Origin of the sequence: Flavobacterium inviolabile, assembly GCF_013389455.1 — a bacterium.
Lineage (GTDB): Bacteria > Bacteroidota > Bacteroidia > Flavobacteriales > Flavobacteriaceae > Flavobacterium > Flavobacterium inviolabile.
Genome location: NZ_CP058278.1, coordinates 3,316,876 through 3,335,543, shown reverse-complemented (window position 1 = coordinate 3,335,543; position 18,668 = coordinate 3,316,876). Strand labels below are relative to the sequence as shown.

Annotated in this window: 22 protein-coding genes; 10 read left to right on the top strand and 12 right to left on the bottom strand. The window is 40.3% G+C overall.

The features are described 5' to 3' along the window. The first annotated feature begins 100 nt into the window (after positions 1–100). Together HW120_RS15015 and HW120_RS15010 are read left to right on the top strand one after the other, a co-directional pair. The gene (locus tag HW120_RS15015; RefSeq protein WP_177735010.1) at positions 101–745 is read left to right on the top strand and encodes a DUF47 domain-containing protein; all 645 of its coding nucleotides are present in this window, start codon (positions 101–103) and stop codon (positions 743–745) included. Positions 746–775: 30 nt separating this feature from the next. Continuing rightward, a complete protein-coding gene (locus tag HW120_RS15010) occupies positions 776–1,843 on the top strand; it encodes an inorganic phosphate transporter (protein WP_177735008.1) in 1,068 nt (355 codons plus the stop codon). Between the two features lie 71 nt (positions 1,844–1,914). Here the strand turns inward: HW120_RS15010 and HW120_RS15005 are convergent, their stop codons facing one another. Further along, positions 1,915–2,331: a hypothetical protein gene (locus HW120_RS15005; protein WP_177735006.1), complete on the bottom strand. Its 417-nt coding sequence runs from the start codon at positions 2,329–2,331 to the stop codon at positions 1,915–1,917. Positions 2,332–2,469: 138 nt separating this feature from the next. Here HW120_RS15005 and HW120_RS15000 point away from each other — a divergent pair, with 138 nt between their 5' ends. From HW120_RS15000 to HW120_RS14990, 3 genes are read left to right on the top strand one after another with little or no spacing between them, the layout of a single operon-like run. Then, complete coding sequence (locus HW120_RS15000) at positions 2,470–3,486, top strand: DHH family phosphoesterase (protein ID WP_177735004.1); 1,017 nt, start codon at positions 2,470–2,472, stop codon at positions 3,484–3,486. Positions 3,487–3,490: 4 nt separating this feature from the next. After that, positions 3,491–4,069, top strand: coding sequence for a gliding motility-associated peptidyl-prolyl isomerase GldI (gene gldI, locus HW120_RS14995; protein ID WP_177735002.1), 579 nt, complete (start codon positions 3,491–3,493; stop codon positions 4,067–4,069). Positions 4,070–4,099: 30 nt separating this feature from the next. Next, positions 4,100–5,200, top strand: a complete 1,101-nt coding sequence (locus tag HW120_RS14990) for a peptidylprolyl isomerase (RefSeq protein ID WP_394353031.1) — start codon at positions 4,100–4,102, stop codon at positions 5,198–5,200. A 106-nt stretch (positions 5,201–5,306) separates the two neighbouring features. Here the strand turns inward: HW120_RS14990 and creD are convergent, their stop codons facing one another. From creD to HW120_RS14970, 4 genes are read right to left on the bottom strand one after another with little or no spacing between them, the layout of a single operon-like run. Next, a complete protein-coding gene (creD, locus tag HW120_RS14985) occupies positions 5,307–6,644 on the bottom strand; it encodes a cell envelope integrity protein CreD (protein ID WP_262888424.1) in 1,338 nt (445 codons plus the stop codon). Positions 6,645–6,659: 15 nt separating this feature from the next. Further along, positions 6,660–7,115, bottom strand: coding sequence for a hypothetical protein (locus HW120_RS14980; protein WP_177734998.1), 456 nt, complete (start codon positions 7,113–7,115; stop codon positions 6,660–6,662). A 53-nt stretch (positions 7,116–7,168) separates the two neighbouring features. Next, positions 7,169–7,465 carry a winged helix-turn-helix domain-containing protein gene (locus HW120_RS14975; RefSeq protein WP_177734996.1) on the bottom strand — a complete coding sequence of 99 codons (297 nt, stop codon included), beginning with the start codon at positions 7,463–7,465 and terminating at the stop codon, positions 7,169–7,171. Between the two features lie 5 nt (positions 7,466–7,470). Next, on the bottom strand, positions 7,471–8,079 hold the full coding sequence (locus HW120_RS14970) for a hypothetical protein (RefSeq protein ID WP_177734994.1): 609 nt from the start codon (positions 8,077–8,079) through the stop codon (positions 7,471–7,473). Positions 8,080–8,219: 140 nt separating this feature from the next. Between HW120_RS14970 and HW120_RS14965 the strand changes: the two genes are divergently transcribed. Both HW120_RS14965 and HW120_RS14960 read left to right on the top strand, forming a co-directional pair. Then, on the top strand, positions 8,220–8,486 hold the full coding sequence (locus tag HW120_RS14965) for a hypothetical protein (RefSeq protein ID WP_177734992.1): 267 nt from the start codon (positions 8,220–8,222) through the stop codon (positions 8,484–8,486). Beyond that, positions 8,486–8,839: a DUF1801 domain-containing protein gene (locus HW120_RS14960; protein ID WP_177734990.1), complete on the top strand. Its 354-nt coding sequence runs from the start codon at positions 8,486–8,488 to the stop codon at positions 8,837–8,839. Before HW120_RS14965 ends, HW120_RS14960 begins: the two co-directional genes overlap by 1 nt. Before the next feature lie 48 nt (positions 8,840–8,887). Here HW120_RS14960 and HW120_RS14955 read toward each other — a convergent pair whose 3' ends face one another. From HW120_RS14955 to HW120_RS14940, 4 genes are all read right to left on the bottom strand, one after another. Further along, positions 8,888–9,733 (bottom strand): hypothetical protein, encoded by an 846-nt coding sequence (locus tag HW120_RS14955; RefSeq protein ID WP_177734988.1) that lies wholly within the window; start codon positions 9,731–9,733, stop codon positions 8,888–8,890. Between the two features lie 15 nt (positions 9,734–9,748). Next, entirely contained in the window at positions 9,749–10,567 is an 819-nt protein-coding gene (gene kdsA / locus HW120_RS14950) for a 3-deoxy-8-phosphooctulonate synthase (protein WP_177734986.1), read from the bottom strand. 94 nt (positions 10,568–10,661) lie between these two features. Next, positions 10,662–11,126 (bottom strand): 2-dehydro-3-deoxyphosphooctonate aldolase, encoded by a 465-nt coding sequence (locus HW120_RS14945; protein ID WP_177734984.1) that lies wholly within the window; start codon positions 11,124–11,126, stop codon positions 10,662–10,664. Between the two features lie 2 nt (positions 11,127–11,128). Beyond that, a complete protein-coding gene (locus HW120_RS14940) occupies positions 11,129–11,614 on the bottom strand; it encodes a DUF4199 domain-containing protein (protein ID WP_177734981.1) in 486 nt (161 codons plus the stop codon). A 119-nt stretch (positions 11,615–11,733) separates the two neighbouring features. Between HW120_RS14940 and HW120_RS14935 the strand changes: the two genes are divergently transcribed. Continuing rightward, positions 11,734–12,291 carry a YeeE/YedE family protein gene (locus tag HW120_RS14935; RefSeq protein WP_177734979.1) on the top strand — a complete coding sequence of 186 codons (558 nt, stop codon included), beginning with the start codon at positions 11,734–11,736 and terminating at the stop codon, positions 12,289–12,291. Positions 12,292–12,300: 9 nt separating this feature from the next. Then, entirely contained in the window at positions 12,301–12,714 is a 414-nt protein-coding gene (locus HW120_RS14930) for a DUF6691 family protein (RefSeq protein WP_177734977.1), read from the top strand. A 45-nt stretch (positions 12,715–12,759) separates the two neighbouring features. Here HW120_RS14930 and HW120_RS14925 read toward each other — a convergent pair whose 3' ends face one another. Together HW120_RS14925 and prmA are read right to left on the bottom strand one after the other, a co-directional pair. Beyond that, positions 12,760–13,035, bottom strand: coding sequence for an ATP-dependent Clp protease adaptor ClpS (locus HW120_RS14925; RefSeq protein WP_177734975.1), 276 nt, complete (start codon positions 13,033–13,035; stop codon positions 12,760–12,762). Positions 13,036–13,063: 28 nt separating this feature from the next. Next, positions 13,064–13,897, bottom strand: a complete 834-nt coding sequence (gene prmA, locus HW120_RS14920; RefSeq protein ID WP_177734973.1) for a 50S ribosomal protein L11 methyltransferase — start codon at positions 13,895–13,897, stop codon at positions 13,064–13,066. Positions 13,898–13,986: 89 nt separating this feature from the next. On the opposite strand from prmA, the gene HW120_RS14915 reads away from it, so the two are divergent. Next, complete coding sequence (locus HW120_RS14915; RefSeq protein WP_177734970.1) at positions 13,987–15,204, top strand: porin; 1,218 nt, start codon at positions 13,987–13,989, stop codon at positions 15,202–15,204. Between the two features lie 261 nt (positions 15,205–15,465). On the opposite strand, the gene HW120_RS14910 is transcribed toward HW120_RS14915, so the two are convergent. Then, on the bottom strand, positions 15,466–18,528 hold the full coding sequence (locus HW120_RS14910) for a choice-of-anchor I family protein (protein ID WP_177734968.1): 3,063 nt from the start codon (positions 18,526–18,528) through the stop codon (positions 15,466–15,468). Positions 18,529–18,668: the final 140 nt, after the last annotated feature.

Below are 18,668 nucleotides of genomic sequence, written 5' to 3'. Positions count from 1 at the left end.
GCCGAAGTTTTTGAATGGGATTTATTAAACATGAATTGTTGTTTAGTTAACGTTAACTTAACACTACGAGGGTAATTTCGCGTCATTAAATTAACATACGATGTCATTAAACAACATTTTCCAGTTTTTAGTACCGAAAGATAAGAAATTTTTCCCTCTTTTTGAGCAGGCTTCGTTGAACCTGATTCAATTGGCTGAAACACTTCATGAAGCAGTAAACGCTTCTAAAAATGAACGTGAAGAGTACTATAAAAAGATCGAAGAATTAGAAGCAAATATTGAAGAAATTACGCATAAAACAAACTTAGAGTTAAGCCGAAACTTCATTACTCCTTTTGACAGGGAGGATATTCACGCTTTGATCACGGCAATTGATGATGTGGCAGATTATATGCACGGTGCAGCAAGCAGAATGCGTTTGTACCAGGTTGAAAAAATTACAAAATCAATCCGTAAATTAACAGAGATCAATCTGGAAGCATGTCAGCATATTGGTGTTGCCATTAAAGAGCTTAAAGATTTGAAAAACCTGAAAGCGATTGCTGATGCGTGTAAAAAAATCAACAAATTAGAAAGTAAAGCAGATAATGTATTTGATAAAGCGGTAGCCGATATTTTCGAAAACGAAACGGATGCTAAAAACATCATTAAATATAAAGAGGTTTTATCGGCATTAGAAACTGCATCAGACAAATGTAAGAGTGTTGCCAATGTATTGGAATCGGTAACGGTTAAATATTCTTAACAGCATTCATTACTTTAGAAACGAAATTCTATGGATTTTACATTACTTATCATAATCATTGTACTGGCACTGATTTTTGATTATATCAACGGTTTTCACGATGCGGCAAATTCCATTGCAACTATCGTGGCAACAAAAGTTCTGACACCTTTCCAGGCAGTATTATGGGCCGCAGCATTTAACTTTGCAGCCTATTTTATTTCCCGTTACTGGATAGGGGAGTTTAAGATCGGTAATACGATTGCAAAATCGGTTAACGAAAACTTTATTACACTTGAAGTTATTCTTGCCGGGCTTATTGCAGCGATTATCTGGAATTTACTAACCTGGAAGCTGGGTATTCCCTCTTCTTCATCCCACACGTTATTAGGTGGTTTTATGGGAGCAGCTTTGGCACATGCCGGAGCCTTATCAGAAAACGGAGTAGACGTTATTAACTATGTGAAAGTTATCCCGACGTTCCTTTTTATCTTCTGTGCCCCTTTGATCGGTATGTTAATTGCCTATCTCATCACCATACTCATTATGAATATCTGCCGGAAGGCAAACCCGCATAAGGCTGATAAATGGTTTAAGAAATTACAGTTGGTTTCTTCGGCATTATTCAGTTTAGGACATGGTGGTAATGATGCTCAGAAAGTTATGGGTATTATCGGAGCAGCGGTAATCTGCTACCACATGAACATGGGTGACGTAGCCTATACTTCTTTAGAGTCTGCCGATCGTTTTGCGCATTTCGTAGACGACTGGGCCTGGGTTCCTTTTGTCAGCTTCCTGGCTATCGGTTTAGGAACATTGAGCGGCGGTTGGAAAATTGTGAAAACAATGGGTTCTAAAATTACCAAAGTAACGCCGTTAGAAGGTGTTGCGGCAGAAACTGCCGGAGCGGTTACGTTATATTTAACGGAGCACATGGGCGTTCCTGTATCGACAACGCATACCATTACCGGTTCGATTATCGGGGTTGGGATTACCAAACGTATCTCGGCGGTAAGATGGGGTGTAACGATTAACCTTTTATGGGCATGGATCTTAACCATTCCGGTATCGGCTTTAATCGCAGCTATTATTTATTATATCCTGAAAATGATCTTTTAAGCTCTGCTTAAAGTAATTATATAAAAAAAGCGCTATTCCCGGAATAGCGCTTTTTTTATGCTGGTTATTTTTTAGTTCTTAAGATATTTCATGTTGTACACGATAATTCTGTCCTTATAATAGATGTACAGTTGTTTCCGGTTACCCTGGTTTTTCCGGGTATAAATGCTGACAACACAGTTCTCACCGTCATTTGTGACACACTGAAACGAAGCGATATCATCTGTAGGAGTTGATTTTTTGTCATAATACTCAACGATCTTGAATAACTGCTCCACATTGGAGTAAATCATGATCCTGTTTTTGTCGGTGTTCAGGTTGACAATAATCTCGGCCTTTTTAAAATCGGTATAATCGCTCCATTTTCCTTTTTTATCTTTTTCAGATACGCTCACGCCGGTTGTTATAAAGCGGTAATCCTGACTGTATAGCTCGTTTCCGCCGGCAATCAGCAATAAAAGAATAAAAGCTTTTTTAATAGTTTTCATTGGGTTGAATTCATTTAGCAGTGACAATAATACAAAAAAACGTATCGAAGCACATTATATTTTAAGAGTTTTTTTAAAACCGTATTTTTTAAGAAGTAGGAATTATTTTTGTGAACCAAAAAACTGTAAATTCGCAGCATGATGAATAAAAATGAAATTGAAGCTGTAAAAACGCTGCTTGCTTCACCTAAAAAGATTGTGATTATTCCGCATAGAAATCCTGATGGTGATGCAATGGGGTCTACTTTAGCCCTGTATCACACGTTTCAGAAGTTAAACCATGAAGCGGTTGTGATTTCTCCGAATGATTTTCCCGATTTTTTAAACTGGCTTCCGGCTTCGGAAACCGTAATGATTTATGAAACGGATAAAAAAGCAGCCGAAGAACGGCTAAAACAGGCAGATATCGTCTTTACACTGGATTTTAATGCGCTGCACCGCGTTGGGGAGCAAATGGAAGTTTTCTTAAAAACGCTGGAAGACAAAACCTTTGTAATGATCGACCACCACCAGCTGCCGGATACTTATGCACAATATACTTTTTCCGATACCGGTTACGGTTCTACCTGCGAAATGGTGTTTACCTTTTTACAGGAACTGGGGTATGGGGATTTAATAGACAAAACCATTGCGACCTGTATTTATACCGGTATTGTAACCGATTCGGGTTCTTTCCGCTTTCCATTAACAACCAGTACCACCCATCGTGTAGTGGCCGATTTGATTGATAAAGGTGTGGAAAACAGTAAAATTCACAATTTATTGTTTGATACCAGCTCTTATAACCGTTTGCAGCTGCTGGGAAGAGGACTTCAAAACCTGAAACTGCTGCCGGAATATAAAACGTCCTATATTACCTTAACGCAGGAAGAACTGGATATGTTTGATTATGCCAAAGGCGATACGGAAGGCATTGTAAATTATGGCCTTTCGATTAAAGGGATTGATTTCACCGCTATATTTATTGAAAATAAAGAAGAAGGAATCGTTAAGATCTCCTTCCGATCGCAGGGCGGTTTTGATGTGAATCAATTTGCAAGAAAGCATTTTAACGGCGGCGGACATATAAATGCAGCCGGCGGAAAATCCTTTTTGCCATTAGAAGAAACGATACAACAATTTATTGCTATTTTAGCAACTGAAAAGACATCATAAGTTTATGAAAAAAGTATATTTTTTAAGTCTTGCCGTTTTCGGTTTCGTATTTGCCGGTTGTTCCCAGCAACAGGCAAGACAGCCCATTTCGCACAGTTCGGGGACTTTTATTAAAGAATCGATCAAGCGGAACAAAAAGCTGATTGCCAATGAGGAATCGCTTATAGATGCCATTATCGATAAGGATACGGCCAAAACCTATATTGCTTCGGCTAAGGGGTACTGGTACCGTTATGACATTAAAAATGAGATGGAAACAGTAACACCGAAAAAAGGTGATATCGCTTATTTTGATTACCATATCAGTGATTTGCAGGGAAAAATCATTTATACGGAAGCCGATCTGAAAGCCCAGGTGTATCTTGTTGACAAACAAAACATCATGATGGGACTTCGTGACGGTATTAAGTTAATGAAAAAAGGAGAGAAGGTAACGTTCTTATTTCCTTCCCACATGGCTTACGGTTATCACGGTGATAATGATAAAATTGGTACTAACGAACCGTTAATGTGTACGGTAACGTTAACTGATATTAAAGCAGATCCGAAAAGCGCTGTAAAAACAGAACCAAAAACCAATTAAGAAACCAGTAAATAATTATCAATTTAAAAAATGAAATCAATGACAAGTTTATTTTTAGGCCTTATTGCTTTATTTTCATCTTGTACTTCGTCTTACGATAAATTAGGCGACGGACTATATGCAGATATCGAGACGAATAAAGGTAACATAATCGTTAAATTAGAATACCAGAAGACGCCGATTACGGTAGCCAACTTTGTTTCTTTGGCAGAAGGAAAAAATCCTTTTGTAACGGCACAATATAAAGGAAAACCTTTTTACAATGAAGTGAAATTCCACAGAGTAATCAAAGATTTTATGATTCAGGGTGGTGATCCGGAAGGAAGCGGAAACGGCGGACCGGGTTATAAATTTAAAGACGAGATCGTTCCGGAATTAAAACATGCGAAAGCCGGTATTTTGTCTATGGCAAATGCTGGAGCCGGAACTAACGGAAGCCAGTTTTTTATTACACACAAAGCAACACCTTGGTTAGACGGGAAACACACTGTTTTCGGAGAAGTTGTGGAAGGAATGGATGTTGTGAACAAAATCGAACAAAACGATGTGATTAAAAAAGTTACGATTGTTCGTGTTGGTAAAGATGCCAAAAAATTTGACGCGCCTAAAGTATTTAAAAGTTACTACGATACAGAATCGGTAACCCAAAAGAAATTAGCAGAGAGCATGTCGAAAGTAAAAACGGATAAAGTAGCTGAATTTGCAGCAGCAAAAACAGGAGCTACAAAAACACAATCCGGATTGGAATATAAAATTGTTACTAAAGGAAACGGTAAAAAACCGGCTGCAGGAACTCAGGTATATGTAAACTATGCGGGATATTTCGAAAGCGGAGAATTATTCGATACCAGCTATGAAGAAATTGCAAAACAATTCGGAAAGCACGATGCTAACAGAGCTGCAGCGAACCAGTATATCCCGTTCCCATTCCCTTATGGTCAGAAAGAAGGTCTGATCCCTGGATTTATTGAAGGATTGGAAAATATGTCTTTTGGAGATAAAGCGATCCTTTTTATCCCATCGCATTTAGCTTACGGAGAACGTGGTTATGCAATTATCCCACCAAATACTAATTTGATTTTCGAGATCGAAATGTTGGAAACACAACCGGCTCCGAAAGCAAAAAAATAATACTAAAGTCTGTCATAAACAGAACTTTTAAAAATATAAAACCAGGACTTGTGTCCTGGTTTTTTTATGGATATTGATGCCGTATAGGGCATATTGTTTAATAACTTTAATTGTTGTTCCAGTCGATTCTTCGGGAGAAATACATCACTAATCCCAGGATGATGAACAAACCGATACTGCCTACTAATAACAGGGCATAATTTTCCAGTTGTATGATCACAAAGATAAAAGCATACAGGGCAGTGAGGGATAACCCGATAAACGCCGGAAACTTATAATTTTTCAGTATGGAAACGGAATAGATGGTTATCATCGCGACTACGGCAGCTCCGGAAATAATATAGGCTTTCAGGAAACTGCTGTGTTCGGTGATGGCTATTAGTAGGGTATAGAACATAATAAGGGCAATACCGATCATGCTGTATTGGAAAATATGGATTCTGATTTTACTGATGGACTGGATTAAAAAGAAGATCAGAAAGGTCAGCCCGATTACAAGGAAGCCGTATTTGGACACTCTTTCGTTTTTTTGATACTCGTCTACCGGGATGACAAAATTAACGCCGAAAGCGTAGGCTTTTAAATCGGGTAACAGGTCAAAGTACTGTTGTGAAAAAGCCCTGTTGATGTGCAGGATTTTCCATTTTGCCTGAAAACCGTTTTGGGTAACCGTTTTGGTCTTGTCATTTGGCAGGAAATTCCCGGTAAATCCCGGACTGTGCCAGTTCGATTTCATGCTCACGTCTGTTGTTTTTCCGATAGGTACGAATTTAATCTGTTGGCTGCCATCGTATTTTACCTTAAAGTCAAAATTAAGCGGGTAGACCCCGTCCGGAGAAAGATGGATAAAAGCGGTTTCCAATGCCTGTATTCCGGTATTGGAATTGGTATAAATCGGTTCAAAAATAAAATGCTGATTTCCGATCGCAATTTTCACCTCGTCCTTAATGCTTTTTAAATTACTGGTCTGTATCAGTATCGTGGCTTTGTCCCAGAGAATATCGCTTTGCGGAATGCCCTTTACACTAAAATCCGGTTTTGAATAAGTTCCTTTAAAATACATATCGGCCGTAAAAACGGAAGCATTATAGTTGCTCCTGTTTAGCGGTTTGGTTTCCACATCGGTGGTGTTTTCCAGTTTTTCCGGAAAGATATAGGCATATTTATAACTGTTCGTAGCCGGAACTTTATAGGGAACTTTTAGCACCGGACCGTAGAAATAAACATCGGTACCCCATTTGTCGTTAATTTCCGTGATGACTTCCTTTTCTCTTTGAGAGCGCTCCGCAATCAGGTCTTTTACAAACTGCAGCGGAATTAAAAGCACTAATGTGAGGAAGCCCACAACCAGCATTTTGACTGTTGTAGTCTGAAAAAAAGGAGTTACGTCCGGAATGCCGGGAGTCTTCGGTTGGGAAGGCTGCTGTTCGAATTGATTTTCCATAAAATAGAGGTTTGATTAATGAATTTTAAAAATGTTGCGTATGGTGCTCACGGGGAATAAGAGCAATTTGGAATAGTCCAGGTAATGGAAGGACAAGGCTTCTTTCCCGCGTTTGTAATAGTGTCTGTATGTTTTTAGCCGGTGCGGATAACACAGTACTCCGGATAATATGACCATCAGTAAATAAGCACTTCTTTTACCGTTACCCAGCAGGTAAAACTGCATGGCAATTTCGTCGCTAACCGTAGTGCCGGTGCCGGTTAGTACATGAATGACATCGTGATCTTCAAATTTCGGTTCCATTTCAAACTGATTTTCCTGTAAAAATGTTCCCAGATGAAACCCTAAGGAGTCTTCCGGGTAGGTTAGTAATTCCTCTTTTGTAATATCCCATGGTTTATTCTTTTTAAAATAGCGCTGATAGGGGATCTTTGTGATTTTGTAGAACCGCTCGAATAGAAAATCTCTCATTTTTAGTTTTTAAAAGTACTTTGAATTTCAAAGTAAATGGATAAAAAAATAGCTTAGTTTTTTTGAATCAATTTTTCAAGTGCGTCAATATGGTCCTGAAAGGCTTTTCGGCCTTCTTTGGTAGCGATGTACCGGGTGTTGGGTTTCTTTCCGATAAACTGTTTTTCAATCGTAATATACTGTTCTGCTTCGAGTGCTTTAGCATGGCTCGCCAGGTTGCCGTCGGTTACCCCTAAAAGTTCTTTCAGAGTCGTAAAATCAGCATTTTCATTGACCATCAGTATCGACATGATGCCCAGCCGGATGCGATGGTCAAAAGCTTTATTTATATTTTCGAGTATACTTTTCAAAACAATTATTTTCTATCGTATTTGTAATACATTACGGTACCATACAGGATATGACACACGCCAAATCCGAGCACCCAAAAATACAAACCATATCCGGAAAATTCAACGGCAAACAGTCCTAAAATAATTTCCGTTAAACCCAGGTAACGAACATCTCTCAAAGTGTATTTACTGGTGTTAAGACAGGCCATGCCGTAAAAAAGCAGCATGATGGGCGCTACCAGACCGTAATAGCCGTTTTTTAATAATAATAAGGCAAAGATTCCTCCGGTAACTAACGGAATGGCAAAGTTGATCAACAGTCTTTTGGAAGAAGCATTCCATACTTTTTCGCCCATTTTTTTCGCTTTATTCACCGTCAGTAGATAGGCGGTTATTAGAGATGCCGCTAAAACGCAGCCGGCTATCAGTAATATCTGTTTAAAAAGTACGCTTTCCAGCGTGATATAAAGCCGGGTATTGTTTTCAATCAGCGCATTAGCAATCCAGGCTCCGATTAATGCGTAAACTCCCGCCAGTATCCCGGAAAGACCACTTAATGAAATAAACTGTGACGATTTATTCATTAAATCTTTAATGTCTTTCAAATCCTGTAAATAATTATTTGCCTCCATTTTTAAAGTACTTTGAAATACAAAGTAAAATATAAATTTTGTATTGTACAATACTTTTTTAAAATTATTTTGAGATTAAAAAGATTGGGAATGGGAAATCCGGGAAACAAATAATAAGTTTGTAGTTAAATACAGGAGTTATGAAAACAGGAGGTAGGTTGTTACTGCTAACGGGAATACTATTTGGGATCTTAATTTTATTAGCCATTGCAGGCGTTTTACTGGATACCAAAACCATCGGGAAGCAGGGGTCGGAGTATGCTTTAGGGTATTATTCCGGTATACTGGTAGGGATGATTTTGTTAATCGGGCTGGATTATGTCTTGATCCGCTACGGACTTCATTATATCCGGAAAGCAAAGCGTAAAAAGCTGGAAGAGCAACCGCTGACGAAAACAGGAAAGTAGTGAAACCGGCCGATAATTATATTCTGAACCAGCCGGAACCGTACCGGTCAATGTTGCTGCACATCGTTGCGGTTCTGGAAAGCAGTGTAACGGAATTTGAAATGCAGTACCGGTGGAAAATACCGTATGTATATCATAAAGGAAAACCGTTCTGTTATTTGAATGCCAGCCACAAAAAACAATTTGTAGACGTTGGTTTTTCCAAAGGTTTTAAACTGGAAAAGAACCAGGATGTTTTGGTGGCAGACGGCGGCAGGAATACCATAAAATCATTGCGGTACACCACGCTGGAAGCAATTGATAACGCTGTATTGCTCGATGTTGTAAAAGAAGCCATGACGTTATATCCATAAAAAAACCGCACTTAAACAAGTGCGGTTTTTTATGTAAAAGTAATTTTTTTAGATTCTGAAAATACCTCCAAAAGCGATAACTCGCTGTAAAAAGAAGAAATCCTGCGACGCTTTATCATCAGCACTGTAGGTTGTCCGGATATCGTTCATGTTGATATAACCGCCTTTCAATTCTGCCTGTACAAAGAAATATTTAAAGAACGTTAAGTTGATACCTGCTTTGGCAGAAACCCCGAATCCGGAAATGTGGAAATCGTCATGACGCTCTTTGTTGAACAGTTTTGCATTGGTTTTTGGAAATAAAACACCGCCGCCAACACCTTCTGTGATGTTGATCTGGAATTTATCGGTATCGTTAATCCCAAACCATTTTGAAATATCATCAACTCTTGAAAATTCCGTGTTGATGTAGTTCAGTCCGTCTGTGTGTTCAAAAGTAAGGAAGCTCTCATCAGATAGATCCACCATACCGTTGTTCACTACTGTCTGGTCGTAATTGGAAGGATACGTTCCGGAAATTCTCGCCAGCTGATCCTGCTGCATTACATATTTCATGTGGTCAACCCCAATGGAAATATTGTATTTGTCGGTAATAAAATACCCGATACGGAAGTTGGTTTGTGGTATCGTCATCCTTCCCGGATTAATATAGTCCACATGCCATCCTTTCGGTTTGTCCTGAGCGGCAACATCATAAAGGGTGAAGTCATAATCTGCTCCTTTAAAATGAATGTCGGAGTCAGTGAAATTAGCCCGGTTACCTCCCCAATAGAAATAAAATTTTCCTTTATTGTGAGCCGTGTATTTTTCAGGTGTAATTGCTTCTTCCTGAGCAAAGGCGTACTGTGAAAAAACACAAAAAGTTAGCACAGCCATTAAAAATGGATGTTTCATTATTGTAGTAAAAAATTAAAATGAGTTTACTGTTTTACGAATCGCAACCAGCTTGGTCATTAATCCTTCAAAGTAATCCAGATGTAGCATGTTTGCTCCATCGCTTTTTGCATTTGCAGGATCAAAATGGGTTTCGATGAAAATACCATCAACGCCAACGGCAATTCCGGCCTTTGCAACGGTTTCGATCATGTCCGGTCTTCCTCCGGTTACTCCTACAGTTTGATTGGGCTGCTGTAGCGAGTGGGTTACATCCAGAACCGTAGTGGCATATTGCTGCATGGTAGGTATTCCTCTGTAATCCACAATCATGTCCTGGTAACCAAACATCGTACCTCTGTCGGTAACCATTACGTTTTCATTATGGCAGTCCAATACTTTCTGAACAGCATGTTTCATGCTTTCCGGACTCATGAATTGTCCTTTTTTTAAGTTTACCGTTTTTCCGGTATTGGCTGCAGCGACAACCAAATCCGTCTGGCGTACTAAAAAGGCAGGAATCTGAAGGATATCTACATATTCTGCTGCCATAGTCGCATCGTGGATTTCGTGAATATCGGTTACTGTTGGCACACCGAATTCCTGAGATACCTTTTGCAGTATTTTTAACGCTTTTTCATCACCAATACCTGTAAAACTGTCAATTCTGGAACGGTTTGCTTTTTTGAAAGAACCTTTAAACACATAAGGAATTTCCAGTCTGTCGGTAATGGTTACTAATTTTTCGGCAATGCGCATTGCCATTTCTTCTCCTTCAATAGCACAAGGCCCGGCAAGTAAAAAGAAGTTTCCGCTGTTGGTATGTTTGATTTGCGGTATATTTTGTAAGTTCATAGTTGTTGTTTTCTTAAAAGTGTAGCAAATATACAACAAAAAAACCTTCTAATGAACGCATTAGAAGGCTGTAAATCTTATAAAATTCTTAAAATTATTGTGTTCTGGATGGGGATTTTTTAATAGATAGTCCTTTGGGGCACATTATTTTACCTTTTTCGAAAGTGTTAAAATAAAGCAGCAACGGCGTTTTCAATCCTTCCCAGCTTACGGAGTAGATGTTCAGCATTCCGGCACCCACACGATTGTGCTTGGTTGGAAACGGGCAGCAGGTGCCTTTTTTCTCAAATACCAGTTTTTGGCCATCAGGACCTTCCAGTCCGTTAAAGAAGAAGGCAACATTGGTTTTTTCCTGTGCTTCGGGTATAAAACCTATATTCACAGGATAATCCTCGTCATAACCGTATTTGGCATTATCGCTGTATTCGGTCAGCAGGAAATAATTATCACGGACAACAGGGCGCTGTGCCGTATCGTCAATATTTTTAATAGTGGATTTTGTACTGATGCAGGAAGTAAGAAGCGTGCATCCCACGATGGCAAACCATATTTTTTTCATACTTATTTCGTGTTTTTGGTTTGGGTAAAATAGGCAACAATGGCAGCGGTTAAAACACCAATGGACAGTATGTTGAATATTCCCTGTGTTATAAAACTCTGCAGGTTAAAATAGCCGGTGGCAAAAGCACTGTTTTCAGGCTTTGATTTGGCCGCATTGGCAATAGCATTTTTAAAGAAATCAGGAGAAATAAATTCGTGGAAAATAAGCTGAACCAACGGACTGAAAGCACCAATCAGCAGGGTTAGGATCGCTCCGGAAATAAACGCCTGTTTGTAGGTAATCGTACCGTTATAGAAACGGGTCTTTTTTTCTTTTAAAGCCAGGGTGTACAGGATAGCATAAACCAGTCCGAACGGAAGACAGATAAAAAAATAGCTGCTGATTTTTTCATCGTGAAAACCGGCCATTTTTTCAAAAACAATCCATAAAACGGCGATTACAGAAAAGATAATACTCCATTTTATTTCTACAGAAAACTTTTTCATCAAAAAGATAATTTAACGAATTCAAAGGTAGCAGAATATTTTGTTTGTAAAAAATTATGTAATCATTGTTACACAAAATACTGATTGAATAAGTACTTTTGCTGCAAATCAGTTTATTTATGGAAGTTATTTATGGAACATGGCCTTGGTATATTTCAGGTTTTTTGATCGGAATGATTATGCTGACGCTTATTTATTTTGGAAAAGCATTTGGAATGTCGTCCAATTTACGAACCCTTTGCAGTATTGCCGGAGCCGGAAGATTTGCTGAATTTTTCCGTTTTGACTGGAAATCGCAGCGATGGAACCTGGCCGTAGTTTTTGGCGCAATACTGGGCGGATTCGTTGCCGTACATTTTTTGAGTGACGGCAGCGGGGTAAACATCAATCCGCAAACAATCGAACAGCTGGCAGCTTTAAATATAGAAGCACCAAACGGGAAACTGGCTCCGGATTCGTTAATGGGATTTGAAGCAATGAAAAACCCTAAAACCTTTATTATCCTTTTGGCCGGCGGATTGTTGATCGGGTTTGGAACGCGTTATGCCGGCGGATGTACTTCCGGACATGCCATTTCCGGATTGAGTAATTTACAGCTTCCTTCGCTTATTGCCGTTATCGGATTTTTTATTGGTGGTTTAATTATGTCCCATTTTCTTTTACCTCTAATTTTTTAAGACAGCAGCATGAAATATTTAAAATTTATACTTGTAGGCTTTATTTTCGGAATTGTATTGACAAAATCGGAAGCCGTGTCGTGGTACCGCATCTATGAAATGTTCCAGTTTCAGTCTTTCCACATGTTTGGGATCATTATGGTTGCTATCGTAACCGGAGTGATCGGTATCCAGATCATCAAAAGAAAAGAAGTGAAAGATTTTAGCGGTGCGCCGATAAAAATTGAAGATAAAGAAAAAGGATTTACCCGGTATGTTATCGGTGGGGTTCTATTCGGATTAGGATGGGCGATGGTAGGATCTTGTCCGGGACCGATCTTTATCCTTATCGGAGCCGGATTCTGGGGTGCGGGAGTGATCCTTTTAGGAGCGCTTCTGGGAACGTATATCTACGGTTTGTTAAAAGATATACTGCCGCATTAAGAAGTAATAGTCATATAAAAAAGTCCCGGATTATCCGGGACTTTTTTATTGTATTTCAGCGCTCAAACCAGCGTCGAGTAATTGCAGACATTGTGGCTTTAAATCGGAATAAGCACCGGTTTTAACGGTACACTTTCCTGTATAATGCACTAAAATAGCACATTGTTCCGCTTGTTCAGAAGTGTGGTCGCAAACCTGAATCAACGTGTCGATTACGTGATCAAAAGTATTGACATCGTCATTAAACAAGATAATTTCATTGTTTAAGGATATCAATTCTTCAACGGCTACTTCTTCTAAAACTTTTTCTTTAACACTCATAATCAGAAGCTTACTTTAATTTTTTTAGCTAATTTACATATTTTAAAGATACCCAATTATTCTTTTGCAACTTTTTAACATACGTCAGTCCTTTTTCGGTACAGCTGGCATCGATAAACGGAATGTCCTCTTCATAGAATCCGCTTAACAGCAATATTCCGCCTTTGTTTAAACAGTTCACATACGCCTGCATGTCGTTTAAAAGGATGTTGCGGTTAATGTTGGCAATGATCAGATCATATTTCTGATCGGTTAACAAAGACGCATCCCCTTCATAAACAGTAATGTGTTTGCAGTTGTTACGTTCGGCATTTTCAATGGAATTCAGGTAACACCAGTTGTCAATATCGATGGCATCAATTGGCTGTGCGCCTTTCATTTCTGCCAGGATGGCAAGAATTGCCGTTCCGCAGCCCATATCGAGTGTTTTTAAGCCGGTAACATCCATTTCTAACAAATGCTGTGTCATCATAAAAGTGGTTTCGTGATGACCGGTTCCGAAACTCATTTTAGGTTCGATCACAATATCGTACTGCGCATCCGTTTTTTCGTGAAAAGGAGCACGGATATGACAGATGCCGTCTACATCGATCGCTTCAAAGTTTTTCTCCCATTCTTCATTCCAGTTTACCTGTTCGATCTCTTCCATCGTGTATTCGATTTTGAATTCTTCCGAATGTAAAATCTGGATATCTTCCAGGATATTTTCGTGCCAAAGCTCTTTTTGAACGTAAGCAGAAAGCCCGTTTTCGGTTTCGATAAAACTTTCAAAAGCCGTTTCTCCCAATTCTGCAATCAGAATTTCGGAGCCTAACTCTTTGGGTTCCACAGTAAAATGGTATCCTATATAGTTGTTTTGCATAACATTAATTTTTCGCAAAGGTAACATTATCTTAATATCACAACGCAATAAATAACATTAGTTTTGCTCTCAAATAACACAACACTAACATGAGAAAATTACTAATAATTGTTTTGCTGCTCTTTGCTGTAGGTTTACAGGCACAGGACATCAAGATTTCTACCAAAGATAACGATTTAAAATTAGCGGCGCTTCCGTACTATAGCTATGGAAAAGGACTTGGAATTACTTCTGCCGACAGTTTATTTCAGTTAAACATCCGTTTCCGTATGCAAAACCGCATCGGGTACATCCAGAATGAAGGCGAAGATGCAGCCTATGACGGACAGATCCGCCGTTTGCGTCTGCGTTTTGACGGTTATGTTGGGAATCCTCACTTTTTATATGTGTTGCAATTATCGTTTGCACCGGGTGATGTAGGAGAAATTCATGAAGGCGAAAACATCAACATTATCCGTGATGCGGCCGTGATTTACCGTCCCAACAGAAACTGGAGTTTTACGTTCGGGCAAACGAAGATACCGGGGAACCGCCAGCGTGTGAACTCTTCGGGAGCTTTGCAGTTAACGGATCGTTCCATTAACAATGCGAAATTCAATATCGACAGGGATTTTGGTATTCAGGCATATTTCCTGAACGAGAAAAAAGATGCGTTTTCGTATAATATTAAAACAGCCGTTACTACCGGCGAAGGGCGTAACTGGACCAAAAGCCCGGATAACGGAGTGGCTTTGACCGGTAAGATCGAATTGTTCCCGTTAGGATCGTTTACAAAAGACGGATCTAACTTTGAAGGGGATTTAGCGCGTGAAAAAACACCAAAACTATTGCTTTCCGGAGCTTTTCACCAAAATAACCATGCCCGCAGAACACAAGGGCAGCTGGGTGACGACTTGTACCAGCAAAAAACAATGAAATCCTTTTTTGCAGATGCGATGCTGAAATACAACGGCTGGGCTGCTATGGCGACCTATATGTCCCGCACGGCTAACAATCCGATAGCCATTGATCCGCTTGATCCAACGCTAAGCAACTATGTTTATACCGGTAAAGGGATGGATTATCAGCTGAGTTATACGTTCCCGACAAATTATGAAATCATCGGGCGTTTTTCTACACAAACGGCTAATAAGGATATTAAGGCATTAACGCCGGATACGAATGAATATACCATCGGGGTGACGAAATACCTGTGGGAGCATGCTTTTAAGCTGCAAACGGAGCTAACGTATGACCAGTTGGATTTTGCGAACGGAACAACTAAAAATAACTGGTATGTCCGTTTCCAGATAGAAATAGGAATTTAAAAAAAGAACCTCAGTGTAAGCTGAGGTTTTTTTTATATTTTATCTTAACCGGTGCCTGGATAACAGGGTAGTGTATGCGGGCTGTTTTGGTAAGTTGATTTTCCCAGTTCATGGTGTATCTTTTTAAATGGATTTGACACTCAAATTTAAGGAATCACGCTCAAAACCCTTGTAAATTTGTATTTGTTTAACGTTGGCTAAAAACCAAAAACCGGATCAGAAATGAATCCAATCCGGTTTTCTTCTAAAAATATAAATAAACTACTTCACAATTAATTTCTGTGTAATACCCTCAGCAGTACGGATAAGGTAAATACCCGCTGTTAGTTTTGAGGTGTTGATGGTTAAGGCATTTTTCTCCGACTGAATCAGTTTTCCGGAAAGATCGTATAACTGATAATCGGCTACACGGTTAAAATACACCAGACCTTTGTTTGACGGATTCGGGAATACCGTGAATGTTTTCGGTGCATTCGTGAAATCGTCATTGGAAAGGTTGGCGGTATTCACTTCATACATGCTGATCGTACCGCTTATTTCATTGGCTACAGCCACATAATTTTTCCCGGTAGGGCTGTTTGCTGCTTTAATGAACGTTACGCCTTCCGGACCTAAATCGCCGGAATAAGCAGAAACGCTGCGGCTGTTTTTATAGTCTACAAATTTCACATCGGCAGGATTGGTTACGTCATATACCATAACACCACCCACGCGTTCCAGTGTGATAAAGGCAAATGTTTTACTGGCAATTTCGGCTATGGTGATACCTTCCGGCTCCGGACCTTTGGCGCGGCTTCTTCCTTTTTTAACGTTGTCCCCGTGATCGGCATTAAAAATAGGGTTGATGGAAGGGGTCATTGCAGTGTACATTTCAAAATCGTCACCACTGTCAAATACGATGGCTTTGGTATCGGCATTGAAAATAGAGAACGAACGGGCTCCTAATATTCTGATCTGTTCATAATCGGCATCGGCATCGGTGTTTCCGTTCAGGTTGGTCGCACGCAGTCTTCCGGCATTATGATTTTGCTTTAAAACGGCAGCATTCGGGAAAACAGCCGGATCTAAAGTATAGGTATTGGCACCAATGGTTGTTCTTTCGGTAAGGCCGCTGTATTCTTTTTCATCACCCTCATTAGCTGTCAGCAGGTAAGTGGTTCCGCCAACGGTGTAGTTGGCAACGGCATCCGGAATATAATAGGCTTCAACCGGCCAGTTGGCAATCAATACTTCGCTGTTGTTATCGGAAATGTCCATTCCGTTACCCGGAATACGAAGGTCTTTGGTGCCCAATGCCCAAACATCGGCAATGGATTTGGTGTTTAAATTGATTTCTGCAATAGCGTTGTTTTCCTGTAAGGTAACCCATGCTCTTTGAGAATCGGCGCTGATGGTAATGTATTCCGGTTCGAAATCCTGCGACAAAGTACTGCTGCTTTTGGTTTTACGAACACCGGAAGCAATCAGGGCACTTTCCTGTGCATTATAGGCCGTGAACAATAAGGTCGTTACATCGGACTGAGACAAGCTTGCGATTCCGCCGGAAATGTCAATGATGGAAACAGAACCTTCCGGATCTACCGTATAGGCATCGTTTGGCTGTCCTTCGTTAGCAGTCAGTACTTTGGTACCGTCATGTGAAAAAGTAACCATATCCGGTAAGGCGCCTACTGTAACCTGTTTTAAAAAGTTTCCGTTCGTGTCAAAAAATACTACGGAACCGTTTAGTTGTTCGTTAGCGTTTGGAGAAGCCACAGCTACTACGCCATTCTTAACGGCTACGCTGGTGATTCCGCCAAAAGACGCCATATTGATGGAGTTTACGACACTTAACGCTGCCGGATTGGAGAAATCGATTATTTCCAGCTTGTCGGCAATAGCACTAATGGTAAACAAACGCTGCGTGGCCGGGTCGTGTACCACAATTTCACAGGAACTGCTGCTGGCTCCGGAAGGGTCAAAACTTCCGATGTATTCCAGCTGGATGTCATTATTCGCTACAGGTGCCTGTTTGTCGTTATCTTTAATATACACCGTAGTCATCGGGTTACCGGTAATGCTTAATCCTACCGGGTTTTCAAGACTCAGCACAAAATATTCGGCATGCTGCTCTTCCAGAGTGTCGTCGATAATGGGAATCGAAACGGTCTGTGTAGTCGCACTGCCGGCTGTAAAATGCAGGGTCTGCGTGGCCAGTGTGAAATCTCCGGTATCAGCGGTACTAAAGGGGGCGGCTTTAACAACTAAATCTACCGAAGCATTGGATGGTGCGGTAAGGTTCAGGTTAAAGTTTAAAGTACCGTGGTTTTCATTTACCGTGATAAAATTGGAAGCCATTGCGATTTTGGTGTCAAAGGCAACGGTTGTAAATACGGACGACGGAGTAGTGGTAATCGCATTATCGTTAGTGTCTTCTATAGTGTTGGGTACAACCGCCACATAGTAGTTCTGACTGTTTGTTAAAGGTTGTGCAGGGGCAATGGTGATCACATTATTGCTGATCGTGGCATCAAAAGGTACCGGAGCTCCGGAGGCATTTCCCAAACGCAATTCCACAAGGGCATCAACATTTGTATTGTTGATAGGGGAATTATCTGCCAAACGGATAGCCTCATTGAAAGAGATCGTAGGTTGGGATGTTATGGCAACGTTTGTGGCATTGTTTGCCGGTAAAAAGGTGGCTACCGGAGCCGTAGTGTCTGTACCTCCTGCAATTGTTCCGGTGATGGTCAGGTTATCGAAACGGTTGTTTCCGCTGGATCCTGCCGCAGTTGTTCCGCCAAAATCTATTTTAAGGGCAAAGTTGGGATTGTTGGCAACACCTGTAATTCCCGAAAAGTTAAGTGTGACCACTTCATATGTAGGTTCTGTTTGAGGCGAATAGGAAGTAACGGTTAATCCGGTGGTGATAAAATCGGTTCCGTTAAGCGTATAGGAATAATTCTGAACAGATGCTCCCTGTGTTGTTCTGGTCGTTGCAAATTTAATGATGATGTTCTGATAGCCGGTTGTTGGGGCTGTTACCAAAAGCGAACGGGTATTGCTGGGATTTCTGGGACGTAATCCCAATCCGGCAGCATCACCGTTTTGTGCATTCAGAACGGATCCGGCCACATTGTCCATATATCCTGCTCCGGTTCCGGGATAGCTAATCGCGGTTCCGGTTGGCAAAAGGGAAGCATCCGGAGCAACAGTATTCAGGTTACCGGAAGGCAGCGCATTAAAGTTCCAGTAATGGAGCTGCGTTTGTCCCCAGGTAAAGGTCGTTCCCATAAAGAGAAATAACCGTAGTAAATTCTTTTTAGTAGTGTAGTGTTGTGTCATTTGGTTGTGTGTTTTTTACTGGCTACAAAAGTCAATGCTTCAGGTTATGTAAATATTACCGAATAAATAAATGGATGTGACGGAATGTTTAAGAATAGGTTAGCAATGTAAACAGACCGTTTTAAGGTAAGCCGGTTGTG

Bases quoted from the DNA above. Each gene is read 5' to 3' on its own strand.
- HW120_RS15015 (WP_177735010.1), top strand. From the start codon at position 101: ATGTCATTAAACAACATTTTCCAGTTTTTAGTACCGAAAGATAAGAAA.
- HW120_RS15010 (WP_177735008.1), top strand. From the start codon at position 776: ATGGATTTTACATTACTTATCATAATCATTGTACTGGCACTGATTTTT.
- HW120_RS15005 (WP_177735006.1), bottom strand. From the start codon at position 2,331: ATGAAAACTATTAAAAAAGCTTTTATTCTTTTATTGCTGATTGCCGGC.
- HW120_RS15000 (WP_177735004.1), top strand. From the start codon at position 2,470: ATGATGAATAAAAATGAAATTGAAGCTGTAAAAACGCTGCTTGCTTCA.
- gldI (WP_177735002.1), top strand. From the start codon at position 3,491: ATGAAAAAAGTATATTTTTTAAGTCTTGCCGTTTTCGGTTTCGTATTT.
- HW120_RS14990 (WP_394353031.1), top strand. From the start codon at position 4,100: ATGAAATCAATGACAAGTTTATTTTTAGGCCTTATTGCTTTATTTTCA.
- creD (WP_262888424.1), bottom strand. From the start codon at position 6,644: ATGGAAAATCAATTCGAACAGCAGCCTTCCCAACCGAAGACTCCCGGC.
- HW120_RS14980 (WP_177734998.1), bottom strand. From the start codon at position 7,115: ATGAGAGATTTTCTATTCGAGCGGTTCTACAAAATCACAAAGATCCCC.
- HW120_RS14970 (WP_177734994.1), bottom strand. From the start codon at position 8,079: ATGGAGGCAAATAATTATTTACAGGATTTGAAAGACATTAAAGATTTA.
- HW120_RS14965 (WP_177734992.1), top strand. From the start codon at position 8,220: ATGAAAACAGGAGGTAGGTTGTTACTGCTAACGGGAATACTATTTGGG.
- HW120_RS14955 (WP_177734988.1), bottom strand. From the start codon at position 9,733: ATGAAACATCCATTTTTAATGGCTGTGCTAACTTTTTGTGTTTTTTCA.
- kdsA (WP_177734986.1), bottom strand. From the start codon at position 10,567: ATGAACTTACAAAATATACCGCAAATCAAACATACCAACAGCGGAAAC.
- HW120_RS14945 (WP_177734984.1), bottom strand. From the start codon at position 11,126: ATGAAAAAAATATGGTTTGCCATCGTGGGATGCACGCTTCTTACTTCC.
- HW120_RS14940 (WP_177734981.1), bottom strand. From the start codon at position 11,614: ATGAAAAAGTTTTCTGTAGAAATAAAATGGAGTATTATCTTTTCTGTA.
- HW120_RS14935 (WP_177734979.1), top strand. From the start codon at position 11,734: ATGGAAGTTATTTATGGAACATGGCCTTGGTATATTTCAGGTTTTTTG.
- HW120_RS14930 (WP_177734977.1), top strand. From the start codon at position 12,301: ATGAAATATTTAAAATTTATACTTGTAGGCTTTATTTTCGGAATTGTA.
- HW120_RS14925 (WP_177734975.1), bottom strand. From the start codon at position 13,035: ATGAGTGTTAAAGAAAAAGTTTTAGAAGAAGTAGCCGTTGAAGAATTG.
- prmA (WP_177734973.1), bottom strand. From the start codon at position 13,897: ATGCAAAACAACTATATAGGATACCATTTTACTGTGGAACCCAAAGAG.
- HW120_RS14915 (WP_177734970.1), top strand. From the start codon at position 13,987: ATGAGAAAATTACTAATAATTGTTTTGCTGCTCTTTGCTGTAGGTTTA.
- HW120_RS14910 (WP_177734968.1), bottom strand. From the start codon at position 18,528: ATGACACAACACTACACTACTAAAAAGAATTTACTACGGTTATTTCTC.